This window comes from Shewanella sp. 10N.286.51.B8, from assembly GCF_041469325.1.
Lineage (GTDB): Bacteria > Pseudomonadota > Gammaproteobacteria > Enterobacterales > Shewanellaceae > Shewanella.
On sequence record NZ_JBFRKG010000031.1, the window covers coordinates 77,990 to 88,552 of the forward strand.

The 10,563-nt window shown below is 41.7% G+C and carries 6 protein-coding genes and 2 tRNA genes; all 8 read left to right on the forward strand.

Annotated features, from left to right (window positions below; genetic code table 11):
* Positions 1 to 35 precede the first annotated feature (35 nt).
* A complete protein-coding gene (locus tag AB4160_RS12150) occupies positions 36 to 4,823 on the forward strand; it encodes a response regulator (protein ID WP_372004779.1) in 4,788 nt (1,595 codons plus the stop codon).
* A 45-nt stretch (positions 4,824 to 4,868) separates the two neighbouring features.
* A complete protein-coding gene (locus AB4160_RS12155) occupies positions 4,869 to 5,891 on the forward strand; it encodes an HD domain-containing phosphohydrolase (RefSeq protein WP_372004782.1) in 1,023 nt (340 codons plus the stop codon).
* A gap of 276 nt (positions 5,892 to 6,167) precedes the next feature.
* Positions 6,168 to 6,764: a hypothetical protein gene (locus AB4160_RS12160; RefSeq protein ID WP_102440279.1), complete on the forward strand. Its 597-nt coding sequence runs from the start codon at positions 6,168 to 6,170 to the stop codon at positions 6,762 to 6,764.
* 264 nt (positions 6,765 to 7,028) lie between these two features.
* Positions 7,029 to 7,673 (forward strand): UvrY/SirA/GacA family response regulator transcription factor, encoded by a 645-nt coding sequence (uvrY, locus tag AB4160_RS12165; RefSeq protein WP_372004784.1) that lies wholly within the window; start codon positions 7,029 to 7,031, stop codon positions 7,671 to 7,673.
* Between the two features lie 51 nt (positions 7,674 to 7,724).
* Positions 7,725 to 9,557: an excinuclease ABC subunit UvrC gene (uvrC, locus tag AB4160_RS12170; protein WP_102440277.1), complete on the forward strand. Its 1,833-nt coding sequence runs from the start codon at positions 7,725 to 7,727 to the stop codon at positions 9,555 to 9,557.
* A 45-nt stretch (positions 9,558 to 9,602) separates the two neighbouring features.
* A complete protein-coding gene (gene pgsA / locus AB4160_RS12175; RefSeq protein ID WP_076539933.1) occupies positions 9,603 to 10,151 on the forward strand; it encodes a CDP-diacylglycerol--glycerol-3-phosphate 3-phosphatidyltransferase in 549 nt (182 codons plus the stop codon).
* Positions 10,152 to 10,334: 183 nt separating this feature from the next.
* Positions 10,335 to 10,410, forward strand: a tRNA-Gly gene (locus tag AB4160_RS12180).
* A gap of 15 nt (positions 10,411 to 10,425) precedes the next feature.
* Positions 10,426 to 10,499 (forward strand) — tRNA-Cys (locus AB4160_RS12185).
* Positions 10,500 to 10,563: the final 64 nt, after the last annotated feature.

A 10,563-nucleotide genomic window follows, 5' to 3' on the forward strand; every position in this document is an offset into this window, starting at 1 on the left:
AACCGTCTCGCACAACAGTATGGGGAACAATAAACATGAATCTATTATTAAGCCTCGTCATTGTTGGGTTATTGCTATTACTAGGTTGGTGTTTTTGGCGTCTAAAGGCGCAAGTTAATCATGATATTGCCCGCTATTTTGAAGGCGATAAAAATAGGATTTACTTTAGCCTCATCATTGTTTCTTTCTTACTGCTCATCTCATCTATCGCTGCAATTAGTTTGAATGTTGCTTATAAGCATGACTTGCAAAAAAGTGGCTTAGCCTTGGAGTCGGTGTCTAAAACCACTGATGCAGCCTTGGCATCTTGGTTTTTGGGCTGGCAAAACCGAGTGAGTGCAGTGGCTACAAATCCTTTATTACTTAAGCGCACTACAATGTTAGCTAAGTTAGACTCGAAAAAAGCGCCACTTGTCGGAAATCAACATGTGCTTTGGTCTCGCGAAGCTTACGGGCGTTATAGTCAGGCCTTTGGCACCTTAGGATTTTTTGTTATCTCAGTTGATGGAGTCAATATATCTTCAAGTCGTGACAGCAATTTAGGTCAAATCAATATCGTTAAACAACAGTATCCGATGCTATTTAATCAAGTCTTGGCCGGTAATATTGTCATTACTCCACCTATGCCATCAGAAGTGGCGTTATCAAACCCATTTGGGTTGAAGCAAGCTGAAACACTCACCATGTTTGCCTTAAGCCCCATTACTCAAGATGATGGCAGTATCAGTGGCATTTTGTCACTTCGTATTGACCCTTACATTGAATTTGCCAAGCTGACTCAAAGTGGCGCGGTGGGTGACACTGGTGAATCATACTTTGTCGATGCCCAAGGAAGAATGCTGTCTCACAGTCGCTATGAAAATGACTTGGTGTCACTGGGTTTATTAAAAGCAGGTCAGGTATCAGTACTTAATTTGACTGTGACTAATCCGCAGAGATTATTATCAAAGCAACCTGCTAACGGCCGTCGGGGCAAGGGAGCGTTAACCTTAGCAGCAAAAGAAATTAGCCTTAAACACGATGGTTATAGTTATCAGCCTTATCGTAATTACTTGGGGCAATATGTTATCGGTGTCTGGAAATGGGATGAGCGCTACGGTTTTGGTATTGTGACGGAAATGACCCTTGAAGAAGCCAGCCGAAACTATTTATTTTTTCGAAATATTGTCGTGATGCTGATTGGTATTATTGCCATTTCTTGCTTGCTTCTGACATTTGGTGGTTGGTGGCTAAGTCGTCATGTACATCGGCGCTTTAAAGCTGACAATGAAAGGTTAGAAAAAACTATTTCAATACGAACCCAAGATTTACAAGAGCGTGAAGAGCGTTTATGGGATTTATATGAAAACTCTGCTGTAGCTTATGCCACATTAGATCTTCAAGGCCGCTTCACTAAACACAACAAACAATTTGCACAGATTACTGGCTACGACAGAAAAGACTTCTCGTCGTTAACTTGGCATGACGTACTCGCCACTAAGCACGCTAAAGGCGAACAAATCTTTAGCCAAGTGTTGCAAGGCATTGATACGTCTGATGCACGTGTAGAGCTTGTTAATCATTCTGGTCATACCTTAATTGTTTCATTATCGACCCGTGTTGAAACCGATGTTGCGGGTGAATTTAGTGAAATCCGTTTATCTCTATTAGATATTAATGAGCAAGAAACTGTCCGTGCTGAGATGCTACAAAATCAACATCAATATCAAACATTGGTTGAGAATATTCAAGGCGCAGTATTTAGATATAAAGTCACTGATTTTGACATAAACCATTACCATTTACAGTACATTAGCCCCAACATAGAACCAATAACTGGCTATAAAATGGCAGACTTTATCGGTGAACATCCAGTTAGAAGACTTGCTGATATTGCTTTTGAAAATGATATAGAGCATTTAAAAGTCATGGTTGAACAAACCATCAAAGCGCAAGATAAAATTGTCGCGGAGTTTAGAATTATTAATCGCTCAGGTGAGCTACGCTATTTACAAATGAATGCTCAGTTTGACGGTAATGGCAATAACATGTCAGGTTTTTTTGATGGCATTGTGTTTGATATTACCGAACAAAAAATTGCTGCCAATCGGTTACTCGCATCAGAAGAAAAGTTAGAAGTGGCCTCAGAAAGTGCGCAAATGGGAATGTGGGACTTTTATCCTAATGAGCAACAAGTCGTGGTTAACCGCATGTATTCAAAGATGCTAGGTTATGAACCAACTGATTTATGTCAAGAGGATGACAAGTGGTCGCCATTAATCAATGGCGCGCAAACCTTTATTGATTTAGTCCACCCCGATGAGCAAAACTTGATCTCCAATCCGCAACAAGCATTGGCTGCAAGTGACAATAAAATTCTTCGCCATGAACTGAGAATGCGCAGAAAAGACGGCAGTTACGATTGGATTTTAAGCGTTGGACAACCTTACTCTTTTGATAAGCATGGGGTTCCCGATCGGATCAGTGGGGTTCATATCAACATTAATGAAGCGCGAGCATTACAAACTAAACTTGCCGCCGCTATTTCAGCCGCTGATAGTGCAAATCAAGCAAAAAGTGATTTCTTAGCCAATATGAGTCATGAAATTCGTACACCGATGAATGCCATAATTGGCATGTCCCATTTAGCATTAGACACCCAGCTGACCCCTCAGCAACGCAATTATATTGAAAAAACCCATCGCTCGGCACAATCCTTATTAGGGATTATTAATGACATTCTCGATTTTTCTAAAATTGAAGCGGGTAAGCTAGCTTTAGAACATATCGAATTAGATATCGAAGCAGTGTTAAACAATGTTAATAACCTCATTGGGATCAAGGTCGCAGATAAAGGTTTAGAGCTGCTATTTGATATTGATAATACTATCCCTAAAAACCTATTAGGAGACCCACTTCGCCTAGGGCAAGTGCTCATTAACCTCGCCAATAACGCGGTAAAGTTTACTGAACGTGGCAATATTATTATTGCAGTCAAACTCGAAAGGTTAACCAGCCAACAGGCTTTCATTCGCTTTTCAGTAACAGATTCCGGTATCGGAATGAGTCAAGAACAACAATCAAGATTGTTTAAAGCCTTTTCCCAAGCTGATGCTTCAACTACCCGAAAATACGGCGGCACAGGCTTAGGTTTAGCCATTTGTAAGAATTTAGCCGAATTAATGCAGGGCAGCATAACGGTAACAAGTGAGCTTGAGCAGGGAAGTACGTTTAGTTTGTATTGTCCTTTTGAGTTAAGTCGTTCAACGTCAGTGACTCTCGATACCTTGGAAAAACGTCGCTTTGATGGGCAATCAGTGTTGCTGGCTGATGATAATGATATCGCTCGCTCGATACTGAATAACCTATTGGGCTCAATAGGTTTACAAGTAGTAGCCGTTGCCAGTGGCCGTGAGGCTATACAATATATTGCGGCAGGTAATAAGCCAGATTTTGCTTTAATCGATTGGCAAATGCCAGGGGTTGACGGTGTTGATGTAGCTAAGTTTATTGGCGAGCTTGCGCCCGAGCTTAAACCTAAACTCATCATGATTACCGCTTTTGGTAGAGAAGAGCTACTCATGAGTCTAATGTCTGTTCACATCGACCATATTTTAACTAAACCTATTACGTTAACAACATTAACCCAAAGCCTATCTTCATTAGTGTCTGGGAAATCTTTAGCAGATCCTCGAACTAAGGTTCAAAGCCCATTCGATAAGGCGATCACCTCTTTGGTAGGAGCAAAGGTGCTTGTTGTTGAAGATAATGATCTCAACCAAGAGTTAATTGAAGAGTTATTAATTAATAAGCAAATTGATACTGTTTTGGCTGAGAATGGTCAACAAGCCATTGAGTGTTTAGCGCAGCAAGATTTTGATGGGGTGTTAATGGACTGCCAGATGCCGGTGATGGATGGCTACACTGCGACCTCGTTACTCAGGCTGCAGCCACAATTTCAACACTTGCCCATTATTGCCATGACAGCGAATGCCATGGCTGGTGACCGTGAAAAAGCGTTAGCCGCTGGGATGAATGATCATATCTCTAAACCTATTGACGTTGAGTCGATGTTTATCACTATGGCCAAATGGATAAGCCCAACGGTTGCCACTAACACTACTAAGCCAGCGAAATCGGCAATAGAAACGACAGATGCCGATGTCGTTAAGTTTGCCCTAAACCTCAATTCAATTGCCTGTGATCATATTGACGTAGCCCTAGGCTTGAGCCGAATTCAAGGTGATATAAGCTTGTATCACAAATTATTAGTAAGATTTATCCGAGGGCAAAAAGCTTTTCCGCAGTATGTTGAACAAGCTGTTATAGATAATGATACCGAACTGACTCAGCGGTTGGTACATACCTTAAAAGGGGTTGCTGGCAGCATTGGCGCACAAATGCTTGCCACATTGGCAGCAAAGTTTGAACAAACGCTTGATAGTCTATCTGAAGCACACTATGAGCGGGTTTTTACAAAACTATCAATAGAGTTACAAGGAGTATGTCATGACATTGAACGGCTATTGCCTAAGCGACTACAAATATCAGAGCCATTGCAATTATCAAAGCTACAACCAATAGGTGCTGATTTCGCCCAAACTGCATTAGAAAATCAAACTTTGAATAAGTCATTAGCAATTGAAACCTTAGAAGTCCTCATTTCAATGCTATCGAATTTTGATATGGAAGCCACAGAGTATTTTATTAGCCACGGACAATGCTTAAACTTAAAACCATTAATACATGAGTATCAACAGCTTGATTATCAATTGTCGGAATACGAGTTGGATCGTGGTCTCGAAATTGCCAACCAAATGCTTGAGAAAGTAACAGCCATGTAATTGAGGCTTATTCACTAAAAATTTTTGCGTTTAATAGGAGTTCAAATGGAAAGGCAAACCATTTTAGTGGTCGATGATACCGCTGAAAATATCGATGTGTTAGCCAGTGTATTAAAATCTGACTATCAGATTAAAATTGCCAAGAACGGCAAACTCGCGTTAAAAATTGCTAAGGCAATGACATTAGACCTCATTTTGCTCGACATTATGATGCCCGGTATTGACGGTTTTGAAGTTTGCAGGCAATTGAAACAAGATAAACGCACCCAGCACATTCCGATTATATTTGTTACCGCAAAAATATCTGCGGCAGATGAATTAAAAGGGCTCGAGTTAGGGGCAGCAGATTACATCACCAAACCCTTTAATCCCCCCATAGTGCTTAGGCGAGTGCAAACCCAGTTAGCCTTAACCAGTCAAAGCCGCTTGTTGGCCTTACAGGTAAGGCAAAAAACAGCTGAAATTGCCCAAAATCAATTGAACGTGATCCGCCGCCTTGGGCGCGCTGCTGAATATAAAGATAACGAAACCGGCATGCATGTTATCCGTATGAGTTATTACACCCATATATTGGCCCTTGCAGCAGGGTTAAGCGAAGACGATGCCGAGCTATTAATGCACGCCGCCCCCATGCATGATGTGGGTAAAATCGGCATATCGGATGCCATCTTAAAAAAAACCGACAAATTAGATTTTGACGAATTTGAACAAATGAAAAAGCACTGTGAAATCGGCGCTGAAATTTTAGGCGAGCAAGACTCTGAATTAATGGATGTTGCGCAAACTATAGCCTTAACCCATCACGAAAAGTGGGACGGCAGTGGCTACCCCAATGGTTTAAGCGGAGAGGATATACCGCTTTATGGCCGTATTGTGGCAGTGGCAGATGTGTTTGATGCACTCACCAGTAAGCGTCCTTATAAGGAAGCCTGGCACGTTGAAAAGGCGCTTGAATTACTTAAAAAAGAAGCTGGAACACACTTTGATCCGCAGCTTGTGCCACTTTTTGTTGAAAAATTAGATCAAATTCTTGAAATAAAGGCTAAATTTAATGAAAGCGATACATAGTAGCAGTTTAAAAGCATGTAATAAAAGTTGAGGTGTTGGGAGTGTTTGTCAAAATTTTGCTATGAATTAGGTACTGTTATCGTCAGTTATTGTTGGATTCACAAGCAGTTATTGGCTAAATAAGCCATTTGTGATTTTAAACGATGAATAGCGAGTATGATCCGAATATAAGCGGCTCATATTCTTGATGTGCCGTTAAATGCTGTCATTAAATACACTCGATAATTGCTATGGCTAAATACATATCGCAATACTTGTTCAACAGAGGAAATATCAATGTCTAATACGCTTTTCAGTAAAAAAATGCTGCTGGCTGCGGTTATGCTTCCAGCACTGTTAACCGGCTGTGCTACAGGTGATACACCAGAGGCTAAAAAAGCCAATGCCCGCAAAGAAACCCAAGCCGCATTGCAAGAAATTTATGCTGAGCACAATGAAGCTAAAGCTGCGGTAGCGAGCTCTGTGGGATATGTCGTGTGCACTGGCAGCAATAGTTACTTATTTGCATTATCAACCGGTGGCGGTGTTTGCGTACTCACCTCTAAAGGCCAAAACTCCTATTACCGTTTTGCAACCGGAGGCGTCGGTGCTGGCATTGGCTGGAAGCAAATGGCATTCGTGCAAGCATTTATGAATAATAATGCTATGACACGTTTTAAAGAGTCAGGCTATGAAGGCCAAGCTCAAGCAGAAGCGAGCGCTAAATATGAAGACAGTGGCGATCAAGCTTCAGCTAACCAATCAGTTGATGTAACAGGTGTAAAAACCTATCAAGTTAACTTAATGGGCGCCGCAGCTCAGGCAACCGTACAAGGTTATAAGTATTGGGAAACCGATTTTTCTGATGATTTCATGGAAAATAGTGAAGACTAATTTTTTCTAATGACTTGAAGCACAAAAAATTAAAAGCCGTAGTAGGCAACTGCTACGGTTTTTTGTTGGTTGTTATATTTGTATATCGCAACAGTCTAATAATTAACCGTCAACAGGGGCTAGTTGTTAGTGGTTGCATAAGGAGTGAACAATTATGCCATTATTGTGGTTAATATTGCTTTGCGATACTCGTTCAATAGGCTAAATTACAACGGTAAGGATATGATAAAAATTCAGGAAGAATACGCTTAAGGTGGGTTGAAGTTGATTTCAGTATATTTAGTTGATGATCATGAGCTAGTGAGAACCGGTATTCGACGTTTATTGGAAGATGAGCGTGGTATAAAAGTGGTTGGCGAAGCGCCGGATGGCGAAACCGCCGTGCAGTGGTCACGTCAAAATGAAGCTGATGTTATTTTGATGGATATGAACATGCCCGGTATGGGCGGTTTAGAAGCGACCCGTAAAATTTTACGTTATCAACCTGAAGCTAAAATCATCGTATTAACCGTACAAACTGAAGACCCTTTTCCTACCAAAGTCATGCAAGCTGGCGCCTCTGGTTATTTAACCAAAGGGGCAACACAGCCTGAGGTATTAAGAGCCATTCAGCAGGTATCTCGGGGGCAACGTTATTTATCTCCAGAGATTGCCCAGCAAATGGCCTTGAGTCCGTTTAGTCAAACAGACGAAAACCCTTTTAGCAGCCTGTCAGAACGTGAGCTTCAAATTATGTTGATGATCACCAATGGTGAAAAAGTCAACGACATTTCTGAAAAGCTCAATTTAAGCCCGAAAACCGTTAACAGTTATCGCTATCGTTTATTTGCCAAGTTGAATATTGGTGGTGATGTAGAGTTGACCCGTTTGGCGATTCGCTACAAAATGCTTGATGCCAGTTCTTTTTAGTTAATAGGTGTTGAGTCAAACTGGTATTTCACACCTATTTTAGGATAGTTGATGCCATCTCGTTTTAATCCAAAGTTATTTCTCAAGAATGTTTCTTCTTCGCCAGGTGTTTATCGGATGTACGATGACAAGGGCGAAGTCATTTATGTTGGTAAAGCAAAAGATCTTAAAAAGCGCTTATCATCTTATTTCAGAGCCAATATTCCCCATGTAAAAACTCAAGCATTAGTGGCGCGTATTGCCAATATTGATGTCACACTGACCCACAGTGAAACCGATGCGTTATTGCTCGAAAATGATTACATCAAGCAATACATGCCCAAATACAATGTATTGCTGCGTGATGACAAATCCTATCCTTACATTTTGCTCAGTGGCCATAAGCATCCACGACTTGCTTATCACCGTGGCCCTAAGCGTGAAAAAGGCCATTATTTTGGCCCATATCCAAATGGCGGTGCAGTTAGAGAAAGCTTACATCTGATGCAAAAGCTGTTTCCTATTCGTCAGTGTGATGATCTTTATTATAAGTCGCGCTCTCGACCTTGCTTGCAGTATCAATTAGATCGCTGCAGTGCACCCTGTGTTGGTCGCGTAAGCGATGATGAATATTCCGAGCAAGTGAAATTAGCCAGCCTGTTTTTAAAAGGCAAAGATCAGCAAGTGATCAGTGAGCTAGTGGTGAAGATGGATAAGGCTGCCAATGAGCTAGAGTACGAACATGCAGCGCAATTTCGCGATCAAATCACCGCCCTAAGGCGAGTGGCTGAGCAGCAAGAAGTGTCTAATCACAAAGGCGATATGGACGTGATAGGGGTACATTACGCATCAGGTATCGTTTGTTTTCATTTATTATTTATACGAGATGGTAAAATCTTTGGCAGTCGCAGCTATTATCCAACCGTGCCAGCACAAACTGAGCTTGAAGAAGTACTCGTCTCTTTTATGGGGCAGTTTTATTTAAATGCCGACATCCAGCGCACAATTCCTAAAGAAGTATTATTAAGTCACTCCTTTGAAGAACTAACTAGATTACAACAAACTATATCTGCGGCATTAGAACGAAAGTTTGAAATCAAAACACATGTCAGAGGTGAGCGAGCAAACTTTTTACGCCTAGCACTAACCAATGCCACCAATGCGGTTAATACGCGCCTGTCCCACAAAAATACCGTTGAGCAGCGCTTTCAATTATTAGAAGAAGCATTAGAGCTAGGTCACCCAATCCAGCGGATGGAATGTTTTGATATCAGCCATACCATGGGCGAAAGTACCGTTGCCTCTTGTGTGGTGTTTAACCGTGAGGGGCCTCACAAGTCCGATTATCGCCGCTACAATATTAATGGCATTACCGGTGGTGATGACTATGCTGCCATGGAACAAGCCTTAAGTCGCCGATTTGATAAAATTGATAGCAAGGGTAAGGTGCCAGATATTGTATTTATTGATGGTGGTTTAGGCCAGTTACGTATTGCACAGCAAATAGTTGATGAAAAATGTGTGCATTTAGATAATGCGCCTTTACTGATCGGGGTAACGAAAGGCGAAGGTCGTAAAGCAGGGCTTGAAACCTTTGTGTTTGGTGGCTCGGAAGATACCTTTGAATTACCCAGTGATTCACCAGCATTTCATTTAATTTTGCATATCCGTGATGAGTCCCACCGCTTTGCAATTACAGGCCATAGAAATAAGCGCCAGAAAACCCGAAATACATCGACGCTAGAATCCATTGCTGGTGTGGGGCCTAAACGGCGCAAACTATTGTTACAACATTTGGGCGGTATTCAAGAAGTGAAGGGCGCAAGTGTCGCTGAATTAACAAAAGTTCCTGGAATTAGCCTAGAAATGGCACAAACAATCCATGATGCATTGCGAGGGGGATAAAATTAAGGCAAGATTGGCGCTGCTTCTGACTATTTGGTTTCGTTCATGCCTTTTAATTTACCTATAGCATTAACTTTATTTCGGCTTGTTTTATTGCCGGTATTTGTTGTTGTGTTTTATCTTCCCTATTCGTGGGCCCCTTTTGCTTCGGCATTTATCTTTTGGCTTGCTGCGGTAACTGATGCGTTAGACGGTTATGCGGCGCGAAAATTAAAGCAGTCGACTCGCTTTGGTGCTTTTCTTGACCCGGTTGCCGATAAAATAATGGTGACCACGGCGTTAGTATTACTAGTGCAGCAAAATGATAATATTTATCTAACCTTAGCGGCATTATTCATGATCGGCCGAGAAATTGTGATTTCTGCGCTACGTGAATGGATGGCAGAAATCGGTAAACGCGGTGTTGTCGCAGTATCATGGATTGGTAAATACAAAACGGCGGCGCAAATGGCGGCGATTGTTGGTTTGATCTGGCAGCCGAATGAATTTTTGACCGATGTGGCTTATGGCTTGTTTTATATTGCTGCAGTGCTGACTTTCTGGTCGATGATGAGCTATATTTCTGCAGCATGGAAAGACTTAACGGCTGAGTAGCGCAATAAAACTTCAATACGTTTACTTAGTGTTCACTCAGTTAATTTTGTTGAAAACAGCAATTGACACCGACACTGAAATCGGTAGAATGCACCCCCGTAGACAAGGATGCTTCGGCTTATAACCAAAAGGTTTTAGCTACAAGACATCAGGTTTATTTGAAAAGATAAACAAATGATTTACGCGACATTAGCTCAGTTGGTAGAGCGATACCTTGCCAAGGTATAGGTCATCGGTTCGAACCCGATATGTCGCTCCAAATCATGTTTATATCGGCGCGATGGCAGAATGGCTATGCTGCGGATTGCAAATCCGTCGACCTCGGTTCGACTCCGGGTCGCGCCTCCACAAATTTTGTTTAGTTGTTATATTAACAATTAAAACAACACTTATGCCCGAGTGGTGGAATCGG